The organism is Palleronia abyssalis (genome assembly GCF_900302445.1).
Taxonomy (GTDB): Bacteria; Pseudomonadota; Alphaproteobacteria; order Rhodobacterales; family Rhodobacteraceae; genus Palleronia; species Palleronia abyssalis.
The window spans coordinates 265,441-283,356 of record NZ_ONZF01000002.1; the positions used below are offsets into that span (position 1 = coordinate 265,441).

Annotated in this window: 14 protein-coding genes and 1 tRNA gene; 9 read left to right on the forward strand and 6 right to left on the reverse strand. The window is 61.5% G+C overall.

Annotation, left to right across the window (positions count from 1 at the left end):
• The first annotated feature begins 10 nt into the window (after positions 1–10).
• From PAA8504_RS05020 to PAA8504_RS05050, 7 genes are all read left to right on the forward strand, one after another.
• Complete coding sequence (locus PAA8504_RS05020) at positions 11–1,594, forward strand: heme biosynthesis protein HemY (RefSeq protein WP_108893069.1); 1,584 nt, start codon at positions 11–13, stop codon at positions 1,592–1,594.
• A 47-nt stretch (positions 1,595–1,641) separates the two neighbouring features.
• A tRNA-Thr gene (locus tag PAA8504_RS05025) sits at positions 1,642–1,717 on the forward strand.
• A 298-nt stretch (positions 1,718–2,015) separates the two neighbouring features.
• A complete protein-coding gene (locus PAA8504_RS05030) occupies positions 2,016–3,368 on the forward strand; it encodes a lipopolysaccharide biosynthesis protein (protein ID WP_108893070.1) in 1,353 nt (450 codons plus the stop codon).
• Positions 3,365–4,375, forward strand: coding sequence for a sulfotransferase domain-containing protein (locus PAA8504_RS05035; RefSeq protein ID WP_181375695.1), 1,011 nt, complete (start codon positions 3,365–3,367; stop codon positions 4,373–4,375). Before PAA8504_RS05030 ends, PAA8504_RS05035 begins: the two co-directional genes overlap by 4 nt.
• 26 nt (positions 4,376–4,401) lie before the next feature.
• Complete coding sequence (locus PAA8504_RS05040) at positions 4,402–5,235, forward strand: FkbM family methyltransferase (protein ID WP_108893072.1); 834 nt, start codon at positions 4,402–4,404, stop codon at positions 5,233–5,235.
• 60 nt (positions 5,236–5,295) lie between these two features.
• Positions 5,296–6,336, forward strand: coding sequence for a sulfotransferase (locus PAA8504_RS05045; protein WP_108893073.1), 1,041 nt, complete (start codon positions 5,296–5,298; stop codon positions 6,334–6,336).
• A 1-nt stretch (position 6,337) separates the two neighbouring features.
• Positions 6,338–7,003, forward strand: coding sequence for a sulfotransferase family protein (locus tag PAA8504_RS05050; protein WP_108893074.1), 666 nt, complete (start codon positions 6,338–6,340; stop codon positions 7,001–7,003).
• Between the two features lie 14 nt (positions 7,004–7,017).
• On the opposite strand, the gene PAA8504_RS05055 is transcribed toward PAA8504_RS05050, so the two are convergent.
• The 3 genes from PAA8504_RS05055 to PAA8504_RS21990 are packed head-to-tail and all read right to left on the reverse strand — an operon-like array spanning position 7,018 to position 9,516.
• Positions 7,018–7,416 (reverse strand): (deoxy)nucleoside triphosphate pyrophosphohydrolase, encoded by a 399-nt coding sequence (locus PAA8504_RS05055; protein WP_108893075.1) that lies wholly within the window; start codon positions 7,414–7,416, stop codon positions 7,018–7,020.
• Positions 7,417–7,470: 54 nt separating this feature from the next.
• Entirely contained in the window at positions 7,471–8,688 is a 1,218-nt protein-coding gene (argJ, locus tag PAA8504_RS21985; RefSeq protein WP_181375696.1) for a bifunctional glutamate N-acetyltransferase/amino-acid acetyltransferase ArgJ, read from the reverse strand.
• Complete coding sequence (locus PAA8504_RS21990) at positions 8,689–9,516, reverse strand: peptidylprolyl isomerase (RefSeq protein WP_181375697.1); 828 nt, start codon at positions 9,514–9,516, stop codon at positions 8,689–8,691.
• Between the two features lie 165 nt (positions 9,517–9,681).
• Between PAA8504_RS21990 and secA the strand changes: the two genes are divergently transcribed.
• Both secA and PAA8504_RS05070 read left to right on the forward strand, forming a co-directional pair.
• Positions 9,682–12,384 carry a preprotein translocase subunit SecA gene (gene secA, locus PAA8504_RS05065; protein ID WP_108893076.1) on the forward strand — a complete coding sequence of 901 codons (2,703 nt, stop codon included), beginning with the start codon at positions 9,682–9,684 and terminating at the stop codon, positions 12,382–12,384.
• 57 nt (positions 12,385–12,441) lie between these two features.
• Positions 12,442–13,947: a phosphate ABC transporter substrate-binding/OmpA family protein gene (locus PAA8504_RS05070; protein ID WP_108893077.1), complete on the forward strand. Its 1,506-nt coding sequence runs from the start codon at positions 12,442–12,444 to the stop codon at positions 13,945–13,947.
• Here PAA8504_RS05070 and radC read toward each other — a convergent pair.
• The 3 genes from radC to dnaK all read right to left on the reverse strand — a co-directional run bounded on the left by radC (position 13,919) and on the right by dnaK (position 17,843).
• Entirely contained in the window at positions 13,919–14,650 is a 732-nt protein-coding gene (gene radC, locus PAA8504_RS05075; protein ID WP_108893078.1) for a RadC family protein, read from the reverse strand. The genes PAA8504_RS05070 and radC overlap by 29 nt on opposite strands.
• A gap of 49 nt (positions 14,651–14,699) precedes the next feature.
• On the reverse strand, positions 14,700–15,851 hold the full coding sequence (dnaJ, locus tag PAA8504_RS05080; RefSeq protein ID WP_108893079.1) for a molecular chaperone DnaJ: 1,152 nt from the start codon (positions 15,849–15,851) through the stop codon (positions 14,700–14,702).
• A 72-nt stretch (positions 15,852–15,923) separates the two neighbouring features.
• Complete coding sequence (dnaK, locus tag PAA8504_RS05085) at positions 15,924–17,843, reverse strand: molecular chaperone DnaK (protein WP_108893080.1); 1,920 nt, start codon at positions 17,841–17,843, stop codon at positions 15,924–15,926.
• Positions 17,844–17,916 lie beyond the last annotated feature (73 nt).

Below are 17,916 nucleotides of genomic sequence, written 5' to 3' on the forward strand. Positions count from 1 at the left end.
GGACAACATAATGCTCTGGTCCCTAATCAAGGTCGTTGTCTTCTTCGCGGTCGTCGGGCTTTTGGCCATCGGCGCAGGACAGCTTCTGAATGCCGACGGTTCGATCCGCGTGGCGCTGGCGAATACCGAATTCACGCTTGGTCCGCCGCAAGCGGTCATCGCGGCGGTTCTGCTGGTCGTGCTCGTCTGGATCGTGCTGAAGGTTCTTGGCTTTCTGGTCGCGCTGGTGCGTTTCCTCAACGGCGACGACACTGCCGTTTCACGGTATTTCTCGCGCAATCGCGAAAAGAAGGGGTTGAACGCGCTGGGCGACGCCATGCTGGCATTGGCTTCGGGCGAGGGACGCGAGGCGCAAGCCAAGGCCGAACGAGCCGAGAAATACCTCCAGCGGCCAGAGTTGACGCAGCTTTTGATCGCGCAGGGCGCCGAGATGACGGGTGATCATCGCAAGGCGGAAGAGGTCTATAAGCAACTGGTGCAGGATGACCGGACGAAGTTCGTCGGCGTGCGTGGCCTGTTGAAACAGCAGCTCGAGGCCGGAAATACCGACACGGCCTTTGCCTTGGCCGAACGCGCCTTTGCCCTGAAGCCAAAGCACGAAGAGACGCAGGATACCTTGCTGAAACTTCAGGCCGCCCGGCACGACTGGGCCGGCGCGCGCCAGACGCTGGGGGCCAAGCTGAAGCACGGATCGATGCCGCGTGACGTTCACAAGCGCCGAGACGCAGTCCTTGCGCTGTCTGAAGCGCGTGACATCACGGCCGAGGATTCCTCGATCGATGTGCGTGAAAAGGCCATCGAGGCGAACCGCCTGTCGCCGGACCTGATCCCGGCCGCCGTCATGGCCGCCCGTGGATATATGCGCAACAATCAGGAACGCTATGCAACGCGCGTCCTTAAAAAGGCGTGGGAGGTTCAACCCCATCCCGATCTTGCAGCCGCCTTCGCTGATATTCAGCCGAACGAAAGCACCGATCAGCGGATTCGACGCTTCACTACCCTGACGCGGCAACATCCCGATCACCCTGAGACCAAGATGCTCTTGGCCGAACTTCATATTGCGAACGAGGATTTCCCGGCCGCACGACGGGCCCTGGGCGATCTGGCCACTGCCAATCCGACAGCCCGTTCCGTCACGATCATGGCCGCGATCGAACGGGGCGAGGGGGCGAACGACGCCATCGTGCGGGGTTGGCTGACGAAGGCGCTGACCGTGCCCCGCGGTCCGAAATGGGTGTGCGAGAACTGTCATACGATCCATGCGGAATGGGGCCCAATCTGTGGAAACTGTGGCGCGTTCGACACCCTGGCGTGGACCGAGCCCAAGGAAGGGACCGTCGCCCTTCCGACACAGGCGGAGATGCTTCCCCTGATCGTGGGTCAGGTCGAGGATCATAGCCACCCCGAGGTGGAGGACGCGCCTGGCGGTCCTGCGACGGCCCAGCCGGATCCGGCACCGAAAGACGTCACGACTCCCTCCGCGGACGTACCCCCGACCATCGAAGACCGGCGGCAAACCTCCGTCAGCGTCCCCGAGGCCGAAGTCATCGTCCCGCAAGAGCAGCGCGACGAACAGAACGCGAAATCGAAGTAACCCCTTTTCCTTCCGGCGCGACCTTGATACAGACCGCGCCGGTGGACGCCGCTGTAGCTCAGCTGGTAGAGCACGTCATTCGTAATGATGGGGTCGGGGGTTCGAGTCCCTTCAGCGGCACCACCCATTTAAGCCATTAGTTCTGCCGGAAATGCCACGCAGCTGCGGCTGCTAGCCGCCGTCCAGGGCTTTGTAAGGCGACGCGTAAACGGTGATGACGGGTAAAGTACTTTATCCAAATCTTTTGGGCCGGGACTGCGATGGATTTTCCAAAAGTCACGTGGGCGCGCTTGAAGCCTGACCCAAGGGTTTGCCCCGGGGCTGTGCTTCCAGCCTCCTTACCGAATCGGAAAAAAGACGCAGTTGGGCGGGTTTCGCGATCCGATGAACCACGGGTGAAGACCTGTAAGGCCGGGTATCGATGACCACCGATGGCCCAACCCCGCCGGCATCTGTGGACAAACGCGACCGGGCAAACTCTTTGCTGAAGAGTGGTGTCGGGCTGACACTGATCAAGGGAATAAATACCCTTTTGGGCTTTGCGACGGTCACCGTTTTTGCCCGGTTGCTTCCTCCCGCCGACTTTGGCCTCTATATCCTGTGCCTGACGACGGCGCAGTTCGTTTCGCTGCCGCTGCAAATGGGCTTGCCCGTCCTTGTGATGCGCGAGATCGCTGTGGCGCGATCAAAGGACAATCCGGGTGCCGTGAACGGTGTTCTGGCATGGAGCCAGCGGATCATGATCATCGGGACCCTGATTGCCGGGACCTTCGTGATCGGCGTTTATGGGGTGGTGGTCGCCGCCGGCTGGCCCATACTGCAACAATTCTCATGGCCATTGGTCCTTCTGATTGCTGCGCTCGCCCCGGTTTTGGCCGAAATGAAGCGGGTCATGGGGGTCCTGAACGGCTTCCGACTCGCCGCGATAAGTCGTTTGCCGGACGCGATTATCCGTCCTGCCCTTCTGTTGTTGGCAGGGGGTCTCGGTCTTTGGCTGGGGCTCTTTGCCGAGGTTGGGCTTCTCGTGTCCCATCTGGGGGCAGCCTTGGTTGCGGCGGCTTTCGGCTGGTTGGTCATCGCTATCACCAGCGACCGTCCGACTCGCCGCAACCATCCCGCCGAGTTCAATTCCGTCAGCTGGCGCGCAAGCCTGTGGCCTTTGACGATCGTGGCCGCAGCCACCACCGTGATGAATTACGTGGATGTCCTGATGCTGGGGATGTTCGACACCGTCGAGTCGGTTGCATTCTACCGCGTCGCATCACAGCTGGCGGCCGCGGCGCTTCTTGTTCAGGTTGCAATCAATGCAGTTTTTAGCCCGCGCATGGCGGCGTTTCATTCTCGCGGAGAAACTGAGCGCATGCAGGCGATGGCAGTCACGGGAAGTCGGATCGCGTTCGGCGCCACGCTCGTGTTCGCCTTGGCCCTTGTGCTGGTCGGCCGGAACGGGTTCGTCTATCTTTTGGGTGAGGAATACGGACCGATTTACGGTCTTACGGTGTTGCTTTCCGCAGGGGCTGCGGTGAACGCTTTTTTTGGGGGCACGGGGATGCTGCTCAACATGACGAACCGGGAAAGATATATGTCCCAATATGCCACCTGGGCGACAGTTGGGAATATCGCGATGAACCTGGCGCTTATCCCGCTTCTTGGCCCGTTGGGGGCGGCTATCTCTACGATTCTCACTACATTCGGAATGCAGGTCATGTCCTGGAACCGCGTCTTGCGGTCGATCGGCGTGCGTTCGGACGCGTTCGGAAGGATCGTACGTTGAGCGTTCCCAAGGGCCAAGCGCAGCCTCTGCCCGATGGGTTGCCGGATTTCTTCATTCTCGGCGGCCCGAAATGCGGGACGACCAGCCTGTTCGACTGGCTACGTCAGCATCCCGATACATACCTTCCGGCGAAAGAACCGAACTTTTTGTCCCGAGACATCTACGACGTCCGAGGGGTGCCCGGTGCCCTGAAGGATTGGGACGAATACCTGTCGGCACTTATGCCTGCTGATCATGCCGGAAAAGTCACGGGCGAGTCGACGCCGCGATCCTTGTACTCCGCCCAAGCCTTACAGGTCCTGTCTTCGCATCCATCCCAGCCAAAACTTATCGCGGTTCTCCGCAATCCGGTGGACCTTGTGTTTTCGCTTCACGGGCAATTCCTGCGCGAGGGCGTCGAGCATGAGCCGGATTTCGAGACGGCCTGGAGACGCGCGTTGAAGCTTCATGGCGATCCCGAAGCTTGGCGAACGCAGGATGGCCGGATCGACCGCCGCCTCGACTACCCGCTATTCGGCAAGCTTGGCTGGCATTTGCGGATGTGGCGTGAGGCCGTTCCCGACGAGCGTCTGATGGTTCTGATCCTGGAAGAGGAGCTTAGCAAAGCCCCGCACATGGCAGTCTCGGACGTTCTGTCATTCCTGGGGCTTGCGCCGTTCAAGATCGACACAAAGCGCAGCAACGAGCGTTACGAACATCGTTTGCCGGGGCTAAACAGGACCTTGCGGCGGGTCCGAACCGGCACCCTCGGTCTGATGGAAAGGGCGGGAATCGATGTTGCTCCGGCGCGGGGGCGACGAAAGGGAACCGGCCTGATGAAGTTGGTCGAAACGCTGAACAAGCGCCCAGATGCGAAACCTACAGCGCGACTGTCACCTGTATTACGGAGAGAGCTAGCCGACTATTTTGCAGATGACGTCAATATTGTGGCGAAGCAGCTAGATAGCGGCTTGCCCTGGGCGGACTGGCCGGAATACTTGGATGCCAGGGTCACGGCGAACACTTAACCATATTTTAGGTAGTATAGAACCGAATGCGTAGATTTGCATGGAAATTGGGCCGCGGTATTTACATGGCGGCCCGGGGTGAACCTATTCGCAACTTGCCCGATTCCTCCGGCGAACTTTATATCCAACGCAAGTTGGCCGAGCACCTTCGCGGTCGTTCGGATGCGACAATCCTGGACGTAGGTGGAAACCTGGCCCAGTGGACCATCCAGTTTCTTCAAACTGCTGAAAAAGAGGGCGCCAAGGTTCAAGGATTCAACTACCACGCGTTCGAGCCCGTCCCTGAAACGCGCAAGAAATTTACCGAAAACGTCGACAAGGCCGGTTTCGGTAAAATCGTGAATTTGCACCCCTTGGCTGTGTCCAGCAAGGTTGGTGAAACCACGATCAATGTGCTGGGTGCCCAAACCTCGGGGCGAAACTCGATCGTCGATGACCCCCTGGAACAGGAAACTCCGCTCGATCGCATCCCGGTGAAAACGACCACCATCGACGCATTCTGTGCCGAACACGGAATAGACAGGATCGACTTCATCAAGATCGACGCCGAAGGCCACGACTATTCGGTCTTGGAGGGGGCCTCGAAGCTTCTGGACAATGAAGGGGTTGATGCAGTTCAGTTCGAATACACGAAGCGGTGGATCGACGGGCGGGCCTTCCTTAAGGACGTCTTCGCGCTGATCGACGGCGGGCCATATGCGTTCCTGCGAATCCGCCCCAAGGGGCTTGAGTTGATCCCCGAATGGCACCCTGAGATCGAACGTTTCTTCGCGGCCAATTACGTTCTGGTGCATCAGCGCGCTCTTGACCGGTTTGATGTTCGAGAAGGGCTGTTCGATAAATCGAATACTTACGCATGACGCGTTCGCCCAGGCGATCCACCGGTGGGCCATTCTCGACCAACCTGATAGAGACTTCGCATGATCGACCGGCTTCAATCCATCGTTCCGATCCGTAAGGCCAATTCAGGCTATTTTCACTACCGCACCAATAAATGGCGGTTTGACCGGCGATTTCACGACGGGGCGCCGGTCGCCATTGATCGGCCGGTGTTCCTGATCGGCACCCAGAACGGTGGGCTTACGCTTTTGGCCCGAATTCTTCACCGTCACACGCACGCGATTTCAGTTACTGGCGATCACCGCTACTGGGCGGGCGAGGATGAGGCGCAGGATGCGCTGGCCGACATTCTGCCCGAGGATTTCGGTTGGCGCCGGATCGATCTTCCGGGCTATCCGGACCGCGATCACAGCTGGGTCTACGGTAACGACGATTTCCTGCCATTTTACAGGCGGAAAGCGGATGAGCTCGATCCGGCGCAGGGGGCGAGATATCGGCGCGTCCTGCAGGGTATTTTGCGTCAGCATGGCAGTGACAAGCGCTTTATCGACAAGAGCCAGTCGCTGACCCTACGCGTCGGTGCTGTGCATCGGGCGCTGTCCGAACACCGTCCCTTCTTTGTCCTCATCAGCCGGGATCCCTATGCCGTTGTCTGGGGGCAGGCGACCCGCAACGGCGTTCTCAGCAAGCTGGACGTGCCTATCGAACAGAAGGTCGTGTTGGCCGCCCAGCATTGGCGCAACTCAATGCAAGCGGCGCTTGATGACGCGGCCGACCAAGCCGAGGTTCAACTTCGGCATTGGCAGTTCGAATCGATCTTGCGCGAACCAGACCGTATCGTGCGTGAAATCTGCGATTTCGCCGAACTGCCGTGGGAGAGCAAGATCTTGCCTTCGGCCAACGATAACATTCCTTGGGGCTCGCGATCGGATGCCTTCAATAAACGCAAGTGGTATCCCCTGCGCCCGGGCGTGAACGACCGCTATCGTGCCGAACTGCCCGACTGGGCCGCCGAAACTATCCACGAGCTTTGCGGCGATATCGGCGAACGATTTGGATACGAAGCGCCGGATGTACTGCGTCGGGCCGAAGACTCTTCACTCCAAGCCGGGATCGATTGAAATGCTGTATTCCGACGAGCGGAAATTCGTATTCGTTGCGGTTCCAAAGACCGGGACGACCGCAATCCAGAACCGCTTGCAGGAAATTGATCCCACCATCGTGCGAAATCATGTTCGCAATGCCGCAGGCGACTTGGTGAAGGTCGCAACCCACGAAACCGCATATAAGCTGCGCGAAATCATGGGCGATCAAGCGTCCGATGTGACCTTCATCGCCTTCCTGCGCGATCCCCGGGACGTCGTAGTCTCGAAATACTACTATTACCGATCCGGCCGCGCAGCCCGCGAGGCTGGTCTGGCCAAGCGTAAGACCGGGGATTCCGTCCGCACCGATCCGGGCACCGTGGCCCGCGTCCTGTTCGCCCAGTCAATGCCCTTGGGTCTGTGGGCGCGGATCTACCCGTTTGCCTCCAGTGCAAAGTTCGTAACGGGGCCTGATGGCTCGACCGTAGTGGATTGCATCGGTACCAATGAAAACCTGCAAACCGATGTTCTGCGAATCTTCGGCAGGTTCGGGTATACCGATGATCAGTTGCAGCTTGGGATCAAGAACCGCTCGGATTACGATCGCGCGCATGCCCGGGATCCGAAACTCGAAGCGGTGGTCGCGAAGCGGTTGCCTCAGGACATGGCGCTGTATGACCGGGTGGCCGATGGCGGTCTCTGACCTATTAGGTCGCGCTACAGCCAGTCCCTGAGGATCGGGATCAGCGGCAGGTCTGCGGGGGGCATCGGATAGGACCGCATTTCGTCCGGGCGAACCCATTTCAGAACCTGCCCTTCTTTCGCCCGCGGCTGTCCGTCCCATTTGCGACACGCGAAAAGCGGCATCAGCAGATGGAAATCGTCGTAGGCGTGGCTGGCAAAGGTCAGAGGGGCAAGACAACTGGCCCAGGTGTCGATCCCAAGCTCTTCATGCAGCTCTCGGATCAGCGCTTCCTCGGGCCGTTCGCCGGGTTCGATCTTGCCGCCGGGAAACTCCCACAGGCCGGCCATCGACTTGCCCTCGGGGCGTTGTGCCAGAAGGACGCGGCCATCACGATCGATCAGCGCGACGGCCGAAACCAGCAGCAGTTTCATACCGTGTCCGTGAAAAGTGCGGGTGAGCTCGTCACTGGCGTCGTCCATCCGAGGTCAAGACCGGTAATCCGCGTTGATCTGGATATAGGCGTGGGTCAGATCGCAGGTCCACATTGTCGCCTGTCCGTCCCCCATCCCCAGATCGACGCCGATGCGAAGGTCCTGCCCCTTCATGTAGGCCGCGCCCTTCGCCTCGGCGTATTCGGGGCTGACCCAGCCGTCGCGCGCGACCTCGATCTCGCCGAACCGGATCGACAGCCGGTCCCGGTCGGCTTCGGCGCCCGATTTGCCGACCGCCATAACGATGCGGCCCCAGTTCGGGTCCTCTCCCGCGATCGCTGTCTTTACCAAGGGTGAGTTGGCGATCGAATGGGCCACCTTGCGCGCATCGGCGTCCGAAACAGCACCGGTCACGGCGACCTCGACGAACTTGGTCGCGCCTTCACCATCGCGGACGACTTGGTGGGCGAGGTCCAGCATGACCTCGTGCAACGCACCCTCGAACGGTCCACCGCGTTCGGTCACTTCCGCGGCTTGGCCGGTTGCTGCCATCAGAAGCGTGTCCGAGGTCGAGGTATCGCCGTCCACGGTTATGCAGTTGAAGGTCCGCTGCGTCAGGTCTGATAGCATCTCCTGCAGAAGCGGTTGCGCGACTTTCGCGTCGGTAAAGATGTAGACCAGCATCGTCGCCATGTCGGGCGCGATCATGCCCGAGCCCTTTGCGATGCCGGCGATCTTGACGTCTTGCCCCTCGATCCGGGCGCGCCTTACGGCCCCCTTGGGGAAGGTGTCGGTCGTCATGATCGCGCGGGCGGCCGGTTCGATCCCCGCGGGGTCGAGCCCTGCCACCAGCCGGTCCAGCACGGCCGTGATGCGGTCATCGGGCAGGCGCTCTCCGATCACGCCGGTGGAGGAGGTGAAAATCCGCCCCCCCGGCAGACCCGTGGCACTCGCCACTTCGGCGCAGATGCGGGCGACGGATGCCTCGCCCGCCTTGCCGGTGAAGGCGTTGGAATTGCCCGAGTTCACGAGGATAGCCGCGCCTTCGCCGCCTTCAACGCCGATCTTCGCCTCGCAATCCAGAACCGGGGCCGACCGGGTCGAGGATCGGGTGAACACCCCCGCGACGGTGGTTCCGGGATCGCATAGCGCCAACATCACGTCGGTGCGGTTCTTGTAACGAACCCCGGCCTCGGTCGCGGCAAAACGAACGCCGTCAATGACGGGAAGGTCTGGGAAGCGGTCAGGGGCGAGGGGCGACAGCGCGGGCATTTAGTCAAGCAGCCCCTGTTCGCGGATCGTGCCGGGATCGATCTCGGTCTCGGGGCGGGTGACTTCGGCGTCTTCAACGGCCGAAGTCACAAGGCTTTCCACGGCTTCGATCTGCAATTGGCCCTCGATCTCTCCGCGCACCTCGTCCAGCGGCGGCGCGCTTTGTTCGCGCACCTCGTTCAACTGGATGACGTGCCATCCGAACTGGGTCTGCACGGGTCCCGCGACGGCCCCGACCTCCATGCCTTGAACCGCTTCGTCGAAGGGCTGCACCATTGCGCCGGGTCCGAACCAGCCCAGTTCACCGCCCGATGGGCCGGACGGGCCGGTCGAGTTTTCGCGCGCCAGTTCCGCGAAGTCCGCGCCCCCCTCAAGTTCATCTATCAGGGTCTGCGCCTCTTCCTCTGTTTCGACCAGAATATGCGAGGCGTTGTATTCCTGCGCGGGCTCGGCGCTTCCGTACTGCGCGTCGTAGGCCTGCTGCACGTCTTCCTCGGTGATCGTATCGGTGGCAAGGCGCTGGAGGACCTCGGCTGCGACCAAGGCCCGGCGCTCGTTCTCGATCACCAGCTCGCCACGCCGCGAGAGCCCGTCAGACTGCCCGCCAAGGGCCGTCTGCTGGATCAATTGCTCCAGAATGCCCTCGTACAGGGTCGCATCGTCCATCGACTGGTATTGTTGGGGCAGCCGCTCGCGCATGGCGACCATGTGGCCCAGCGTGATGTCGGTGCCGTTCACCGTTGCCACCACGGTCGAGGCATCCTGCGCCAGCACGGGCAGACCCACGGCAAGCGCGATTGCGGCGGTGAAAGATCCAAGTTTCATCATCGTGAGGTCCTTTCCAGCCAGCCCCACGGGGGCCAGCGTTGACAGTTCCAAGGGCGCCCCTTACATCGCCTTCAGCCTCTGAAGGGGCCATTCTTGCCGCCTTCCTATTCGGCGCCGACCGACCGGGCAAGCAATCCCCCTCACACTTTGATGTCAGGAGAGACGATGCTGGGTCTGGGTTCTGTTGCGCGCAAGGTTTTCGGTACGCCGAATGACCGAAAGGTCAAGTCGTCCCGTCCCTTGGTCGAGAAGATCAACGCGCTTGAGCCCGAGTTCGAGCAGCTGGACGATGCCGGTCTGATCGCCAAGACAGAAGAGCTGCGCCAGAGGGTGGCCAAGGGCGAAAGCCTCGACGACATTCTGCCGGAAGCCTTCGCGAATTGCCGCGAGGGTGCGCGGCGCGCCCTGGGTCTTCGGGCGTTCGACGTCCAACTTCTGGGCGGGATCTTCCTCCACCGGGGCAACATCGCCGAGATGAAGACCGGCGAGGGCAAGACACTGGTCGCCACGTTCCCAGCCTACCTTAACGCGTTGTCGGGTAACGGCGTGCATATTGTCACCGTCAACGACTACCTTGCACGGCGCGACGCGGAATGGATGGGCAAGGTCTATGCGCAGCTTGGCCTGACCACGGGGGTGATTTATCCCCAGCAACCCGAGGAAGAGAAGCGCGAGGCCTATGCCGCCGACGTGACCTACGCCACGAACAACGAGCTGGGCTTCGACTACCTGCGCGACAACATGAAGTCCGAGCTGAACCAGATGATGCAGCGCGGGCACAACTACGCCATCGTCGACGAGGTCGACTCGATCCTGATCGATGAGGCGCGCACGCCCCTGATCATCTCCGGACCATCGCAGGACCGGTCCGAGCTTTACCGGACAATCGACACGGTGATCCCGCTTTTGAAGGACGAGCACTACACGCTCGACGAGAAGACGCGGAACGTGACCTATACCGACGACGGGAACGAGTTCCTCGAGCAGCACCTGCTGGGGGCCGGGATCCTGCCCGAAGGCCAGACGCTGTATGATCCCGAGTCGACCACCATCGTCCACCACGTGAATCAGGGGCTTCGTGCCCACAAGCTGTTCACCAAGGACAAGGACTATATCGTCCGCGACCGCGAGATCGTCCTGATCGACGAGTTCACCGGTCGCATGATGGCCGGTCGTCGCCTGTCCGACGGGCTACATCAGGCCATCGAGGCGAAGGAGGGCGTGGATATTCAGCCCGAGAACGTGACCCTCGCCAGCGTGACGTTCCAGAACTATTTCCGCCTCTACGATAAGCTGTCGGGTATGACCGGCACCGCCCTGACCGAAGAAGAAGAATTCAGCGAGATCTACGGCCTCGGCGTGGTCGAGGTGCCGACGAACCGTCCCATCGCCCGTGTCGACGAGCATGACGCCGTCTATCGTACCGCGCGCGAAAAATACGAGGCCATCGTGGGCGAGATCAAGAAGGCCCACGAGAACAAGCAGCCCGTTCTGGTCGGAACCACTTCGATCGAGAAGTCCGAGTTCCTCAGCCAGATGCTGCAGAAAGAGAACGTGCCGCACAACGTCCTGAACGCTCGCCAGCACGAGCAGGAGGCGCAGATCGTCGCCGATGCCGGCAAGCCGGGGGCCGTGACCATCGCCACCAACATGGCCGGCCGTGGCACCGACATCCAGCTGGGTGGCAACGTGGACATGAAGGTTATGCAGGCGCTTGCCGCAGACCCCGATGCCGACCCCGAGGAGCTTCGTAGCCGGGTCGCTGCCGAAACGCAGGCCGAGAAGGAGAAGGTGAAGGAAGCCGGTGGCCTGTTTGTCCTGGCCACCGAACGCCACGAAAGCCGGCGCATCGACAATCAGTTGCGCGGCCGATCGGGCCGGCAGGGCGACCCCGGTCGATCGGCCTTCTTCCTCTCGCTGGAAGACGACCTGATGCGGATCTTCGGGTCCGAGCGTTTGGAGAACGTGCTGCAGAAGCTAGGGATGCAGGAAGGCGAAGCCATCGTGCACCCGTGGGTGAACAAGTCGCTGGAACGTGCCCAGGCCAAGGTCGAAGGGCGCAACTTCGACATCCGGAAGCAGTTGCTGAAGTTCGATGACGTTCAGAATGAGCAGCGCAAGGTCATCTTCGGTCAACGGCGCGAGATCATGGAAGCCGAGGATCTAGCCGAAATCGTGCAGGACATGCGCCACCAGGTCGTGGACGATCTTGTCGATCGGCACGTCCCCGCAAAAACCTACGCGGACCAGTGGGATGCGGAAGGGCTGTATGTTGCGGTGCTGGAAAATCTCGGGCTCGACCTGCCGATCAAGGACTGGGTCGAGGAAGACGGCGTGGACGACCAGGTGATCCGCGACCGCCTTTACGAGAAATCCGACGCTTTCATGGGCGACAAGACCGACAAGTTCGGCGCCGAGAACATGCGCCAGATCGAAAAGCAGATCCTTCTACAGACCATTGACGCCAAGTGGCGCGAGCATCTGCTGACGCTGGAACACCTGCGCTCGGTCGTCGGCTTCCGTGGTTATGCGCAGCGGGACCCGCTGAACGAATACAAGAACGAGTCCTTCCAGCTTTTCGAAAGTATGCTGGACTCGCTGCGGGAAGACGTGACCCAGAAGCTCAGTCAGATCCGGCCGTTGTCCGAGGAAGAGCAGCAGCAGATGATCGCTCGGATCCAGGCCCAACGAGCGCAGGTTCAAGCGCAAGCCGAACCTGCTCCGAAACCCGGCGAGGCCGAGGCCGAAGCAGCCGCCCCCGGTTTCGTCGAGGCCGACCCTGCGACATGGGGCAACCCCGGCCGGAACGATCCGTGCCCGTGCGGTTCGGGCCAGAAGTTCAAGCATTGTCACGGCCAGATCGTGTGACACCTTGATGCCGGCGCCGGTCCGCCAGACACTTCGACCGTGTCACGGGGGAACGACATGAGAGGTCTCGTTCGCACCATTGCCTTGCTGGCAGGGCTGGCTGCCATGCCGACGTTTGCCGATGTCACGTTGCGCGCTGGCGACACGGTCGTCGCGAAAGGCGAACTGTTGGACTTCGACGGTCGCTTCTACCGCATTCTTGGAGAGTTCGGAGAGACGACACTGGACGGGCGGACCCTCACCTGTGCCGGGGAAGATTGCCCCGGCCCCGATGCGCCAGAGCGGCTACGCATATCGGGGGAAGGCTGGATCGTAGACACCGTCCTGCCCCCTGTGATCGAGACCTTTGCCCAACGCGAAGGGTATACCCTCCAGATTTCGGATGAGGGAGCGACCCATGTCTACGATCTGCTGTTGAACGGGAAGTCCGCTGGCCGGATCGAGCTTTTGCCCACGACATCCGCCGAGGGGGTCGCCGACCTTATTGCCGACGTCGCGGATTTTGCCGTTATGCTTCGTCCACCCACCGCGCCCGAAGCGGCCATGGCGCGCGAAGCGGGGCGGGGCGATCTGACCCGGCACGAGCGCCGCGCGATCCTGGGTCTGGATGCCATCGTTCCGGTCGTCTCCGCCTTGTCCCCGCGCACTCAGTTCGGGCCCGGCTGGTCCGTGCGGGTAGACCCGCAAGACCTGCACCTTCCGGATCCCTCGACCGCACTTGGTCAACTGGTGCTCGACGCCTTTCCGTCCCTCACCGGCGTGGGGGCGATTTACTATCAGGATGCGGGCGAGCTGTCCCGGGCGGTGGCCGAAGATCCCGACGCAATTGGATTGACCCTGTATTCCAAGATCGGGAACGCTCAGGCCGTGCCGTTCTCGGGTGAATGTGGGGCCAGTATCGCGGCTACGCCGGAGACGATGAAGACCGAGGACTATCCCTACACCGTACCCATACTCATCTATGCGCCGGCCCGTCGCTTGTCGGATCTCGCACGCGACGTCATCGACTATGCGACTTCGCCGGTCGCTCAGCCGGTGATCCGGCGGGCCGGTTTGCTGGACCAGTTCCCCGAGTCGACTTCCTTTGCGGTTCAGGGTGACAGGTTGGGTCTGGCCATTTCGACAGCCGAGGATTCGGCCGCGTTGCCCGGTTTGCGGCGCATGGTGCGCGATCTGCGTGACCGCAGCCGACTGAGCCTGTCTTTCCGGTTTACCGGCGGATCCAGTGAACTCGACGCGCAATCTCAAGACAATGTCGCGCGACTGGCACGGGCCATTGCCCGTGGTTTGTTCGACGGTCGGGATATCCTTTTTGCCGGATTCACCGACCGGGCTGGGCCATCCTCGGCCAACCGCGCCTTGTCGCGGGATCGGGCCGAAGCGGTTCGGGATGCCGTCGAAGCGGCAGTCGGCCCAGACGTTGTGCCACTGGCGGCGGATGGATACGGTGAAACACTGCCGATTGCCTGTGACGATACCAATTGGGGAAAGCGGGTGAACAGGCGGGTCGAAGTCTGGATCGGCGCGGCCGCGGCTAAAGAAACCCCTCTGCCCGGAAACTGACCTCGCGCCCGTGGCCGATGATCACGTGGTCATGCAGCGTCAGTCCAAGAACCGCGCAAGCCTCGGCGATCTGCCGCGTCATTATGATGTCCGCCTCCGATGGGGTCGGATCGCCCGATGGGTGATTATGCACCAAGATGAGGGCTTTCGCCTCAAGCTCGAGCGCGCGCTTGACCACCTCGCGGGGATAAACCGGGACGTGATCCACGGTACCCCTCGCCTGTTCTTCGTCCGCGATCAGCACATTCTTGGTGTCGAGGAACAGGATGCGAAACCGCTCCGTCCGCTCGCGCGCCATCGTGGCATGGCAATAATCCATAAGCGCCTGCCACGATGACACGATCGGGCGGTTGAGCGCCCGACGACGAAGCACGCGTCGGACGACTGCGTCGGAAATCTTCAATTCCAGTGCGATGGACGGGCCGATACCCTTGGTCGCCGTCAACTGGTCCATCGGCGCTGCCAGCACACCCCCCATGTCGCCGAACCGGTCGATCAACGCGCGGGCAAGCGGTTTGACGTCCCTGCGCGGAACGATACGGAACAAGAGAAGTTCGAGCAGTTCATAATCCGGCAGCGGATCGGCCCCGCCGGATACGAAGCGATCCCGCAGTCGGGCCCGGTGATCGGCCAAGTAGGACGGGGCGCCGCTGGATGACGGCGTTTCGTCGAAGAGGGCGGTTTGTTCGTGGAAGTCCGGCATGCAGGCACCATCGCCTGCATGCCGTGAAGACACGGTTAAGAAAAGCGTATCAGCCCTTCATCCCGTCCCAGAAAGACTTCACCTTTCGGAAGAAACCGGTGCTCTCGGGATTGTTTTCCTCCGACAGGGCCTCGAACTCGCGGAGAAGGTCTCTTTGCCGACCGGTCAGGTTGACCGGGGTTTCCACCGCAAGCTCAATATACATGTCACCCGATGCGGCGGCCCGAAGCGCGGGCATGCCTTTGTTGCGCAGTCGCATCTGCTTGCCGGACTGGCTGCCCGGGGGGATTTTCACCCGGCTACGACCACCGTCGATCGTCGGCACCTCAATATCACCACCCAGGGCGGCCGCGGTCATCGATACCGGCACGCGGCAGAACAGGTTTTCGGCCTCGCGCTGGAAGATGGGATGCTCGGACACCTCGATAAAGATGTAGAGATCGCCTGCAGGCCCGCCGCGCAAACCAGCTTCGCCTTCGCCCCCCAAACGGATGCGGGTTCCGGTCTCGACACCTTTAGGGACGTTTACGGACAGCGCCCGATCCTTCTGCTGACGACCGGCACCACCACAGGCGTGGCAAGGGTTCTTGACGATCTGGCCGGCCCCGGAACAAGTCGGGCAGGTGCGTTCGACGGTGAAGAAGCCTTGTTGCGCACGGACCTTGCCCATGCCCGAACAGGTCGGACAGGTGGCCGGTTCGGCACCGCCTTCGGCGCCAGTCCCTTCGCACACGCCGCAGGTCACGGCCGTCGGGACAGTGATTGTCTTCTGGAGGCCGCGATAGGCTTCTTCCAGCGTGATGCGCATGTTGTAGCGCAGGTCCGAGCCGCGCGTGGCGCGTTTGCCGCCGCCGCGACGCTGCTGCCCCATGAAGTCGCCGAACAGGTCGTCGAACACGTCCGAGAACGCCGATGCGAAATCACCTTGCTGACCGCCCATGCCGCCGGGCCGTCCCGCGCCGCTGCCCATGCCGCCCTCGAAAGCGGCGTGTCCGAAGCGGTCGTATGCCGCCTTGCGTTCGGCATCCTTCAGCACGTCATATGCCTCGTTCACTTCCTTGAACTGGCTTTCGGCATTCGGATTGTCGGAATTGCGGTCGGGGTGAAGCTCCTTCGCCTTCTGGCGGTAGGCCTTCTTGATCTCGTCGGCAGACGCGCCCTTCGACACCCCGAGAACGTCGTAGAAATCACGTTTTGCCATTGATTGGGTATCCTTCACGTAAAAGGCCGGCCCGACAAGATCAGGCCGGCCCCTGATTGAGGCGGAACCGGATCAGGACGCGCGCTTGTCGTCGTCCAGATCCTCGAAGTCGGCATCGACGATGCTATCGTCGTCATTGCCGCCGTTCGACGAAGGTTCGGCGCCGTCCTCCGCATCGCCGGACGCTTGCTGCGACTTGTAGATCGCTTCACCCAGCTTCATAGACGCCTCGGTCACGTTCTGGATGCCGGACTTGATCTTGTCCGGATCCTCGGTCTCGAGTTGCTCCTGCAGGTTCGAAATGGCCAGCTCGATGGCCTCGACGGTGGTCGGATCGACCTTGTCCTTGTGCTCTTCCAGCGACTTTTCGGTCGAATGGATGAGGCTCTCGGCCTGGTTCTTCGCTTCGACCAGCTCGCGCCGCTTCTTGTCGGCATCGGCGTTGGCCTCGGCGTCCTTCACCATCTTCTCGATATCTTCGTCAGACAAACCGCCCGAAGCCTGGATCGTGATGTTCTGCTCCTTGCCGGTGCCCTTGTCCTTGGCGCTGACGGATACGATGCCGTTGGCGTCAATGTCGAACGTCACCTCGATTTGCGGCATGCCGCGCGGCGCGGGCGGGATATCTTCGAGGTTGAACTGACCCAACATCTTGTTGTCGGACGCCATCTCGCGCTCGCCCTGGAAGACCCGGATTGTCACCGCGTTCTGGTTGTCCTCGGCGGTCGAGAAGATCTGGCTCTTCTTCGTGGGGATCGTTGTGTTGCGATCGATCAGGCGAGTGAACACGCCGCCCAGTGTCTCAATACCAAGCGACAGCGGGGTCACGTCCAGAAGCACGACGTCCTTGACGTCACCCTGCAGCACGCCAGCCTGAATGGCGGCGCCCAAGGCCACGACCTCGTCGGGGTTCACACCCTTGTGGGGCTCTTTCCCGAAGAACTTCGTCACTTCCTCGATAACCTTGGGCATGCGGGTCATGCCGCCGACCATCACGACCTCGTCGATCTCGCCCACCGACAGACCGGCATCCTTCAGCGCAGCCTGGCAAGGCTTGATGGAGTTCTTGATCAGGTCGGACACGAGGCTTTCCAGCTTCGCGCGGGTAAGCTTCATCACCAGGTGAAGCGGCTGACCGGTCGAGCCCATCGTGATGAAGGGCTGGTTGATCTCGGTCTGCGACGAGCTCGACAGCTCGATCTTCGCCTTCTCGGCTGCTTCCTTCAGGCGCTGCAGCGCCATCTTGTCCTGCGTAAGGTCGACGCCGTGCTCTTTCTTGAACTCGGAGGCAAGGTAATCGACGATCCGCATATCGAAGTCTTCACCGCCGAGGAACGTGTCGCCGTTGGTGGACTTCACCTCGAAGAGGCCGTCGTCGATTTCCAGGATGGTGATGTCGAACGTACCGCCGCCGAGGTCATAGACCGCGATCGTCTTCGCTTCTTTCTTGTCGAGGCCATAAGCCAGCGCGGCTGCAGTCGGCTCGTTGATGATGCGCAGAACTTCGAGGCCCGCAATCTTGCCGGCGTCCTTGGTGGCCTGACGCTGCTGGTCGTTGAAATAGGCCGGGACGGTGATGACGGCCTGCGTCACCTCTTCGCCGAGGTAGGACTCGGCGGTTTCCTTCATCTTCTGCAACGTGAAGGCCGAGATCTGGCTGGGCGAATACTTTTCGCCGCGCGCCTGGACCCAGGCGTCGCCCTGACCACCGTCGACTATGGTATAGGGGAGGTTCTTCTTGTCCTTGTTCAGCCCCTCGTCCGCGAAACGGCGGCCGATCAGGCGCTTGACGGCGAAGATGGTGTTTTCCGAGTTGGTCACGGCCTGCCGCTTGGCGGATTGGCCGACAAGACGCTCATCCTCGGTGAAGGCAACGATGGACGGGGTCGTGCGCGCCCCTTCCGAGTTCTCGATCACGCGGGGCTGCGAGCCGTCCATGATGGCAACGCAGCTGTTCGTGGTCCCGAGGTCGATACCGATGACTTTGGCCATGCTCTCAATGTCCTCTTGTTAGGCGATGTCTTCGCAGGCAAGCCCGAAGCGGCGCCTGCCTGCCGATCCCGAT

Excerpts from the sequence above, each read along its gene's own strand:
- PAA8504_RS05020 (WP_108893069.1), top strand. The coding sequence starts at position 11 with ATGCTCTGGTCCCTAATCAAGGTCGTTGTCTTCTTCGCGGTCGTCGGG.
- PAA8504_RS05030 (WP_108893070.1), top strand. The coding sequence starts at position 2,016 with ATGACCACCGATGGCCCAACCCCGCCGGCATCTGTGGACAAACGCGAC.
- PAA8504_RS05040 (WP_108893072.1), top strand. The coding sequence starts at position 4,402 with ATGCGTAGATTTGCATGGAAATTGGGCCGCGGTATTTACATGGCGGCC.
- PAA8504_RS05045 (WP_108893073.1), top strand. The coding sequence starts at position 5,296 with ATGATCGACCGGCTTCAATCCATCGTTCCGATCCGTAAGGCCAATTCA.
- PAA8504_RS05050 (WP_108893074.1), top strand. The coding sequence starts at position 6,338 with ATGCTGTATTCCGACGAGCGGAAATTCGTATTCGTTGCGGTTCCAAAG.
- PAA8504_RS05055 (WP_108893075.1), bottom strand. The coding sequence starts at position 7,416 with ATGAAACTGCTGCTGGTTTCGGCCGTCGCGCTGATCGATCGTGATGGC.
- argJ (WP_181375696.1), bottom strand. The coding sequence starts at position 8,688 with ATGCCCGCGCTGTCGCCCCTCGCCCCTGACCGCTTCCCAGACCTTCCC.
- PAA8504_RS21990 (WP_181375697.1), bottom strand. The coding sequence starts at position 9,516 with ATGATGAAACTTGGATCTTTCACCGCCGCAATCGCGCTTGCCGTGGGT.
- secA (WP_108893076.1), top strand. The coding sequence starts at position 9,682 with ATGCTGGGTCTGGGTTCTGTTGCGCGCAAGGTTTTCGGTACGCCGAAT.
- PAA8504_RS05070 (WP_108893077.1), top strand. The coding sequence starts at position 12,442 with ATGAGAGGTCTCGTTCGCACCATTGCCTTGCTGGCAGGGCTGGCTGCC.
- radC (WP_108893078.1), bottom strand. The coding sequence starts at position 14,650 with ATGCCGGACTTCCACGAACAAACCGCCCTCTTCGACGAAACGCCGTCA.
- dnaJ (WP_108893079.1), bottom strand. The coding sequence starts at position 15,851 with ATGGCAAAACGTGATTTCTACGACGTTCTCGGGGTGTCGAAGGGCGCG.
- dnaK (WP_108893080.1), bottom strand. The coding sequence starts at position 17,843 with ATGGCCAAAGTCATCGGTATCGACCTCGGGACCACGAACAGCTGCGTT.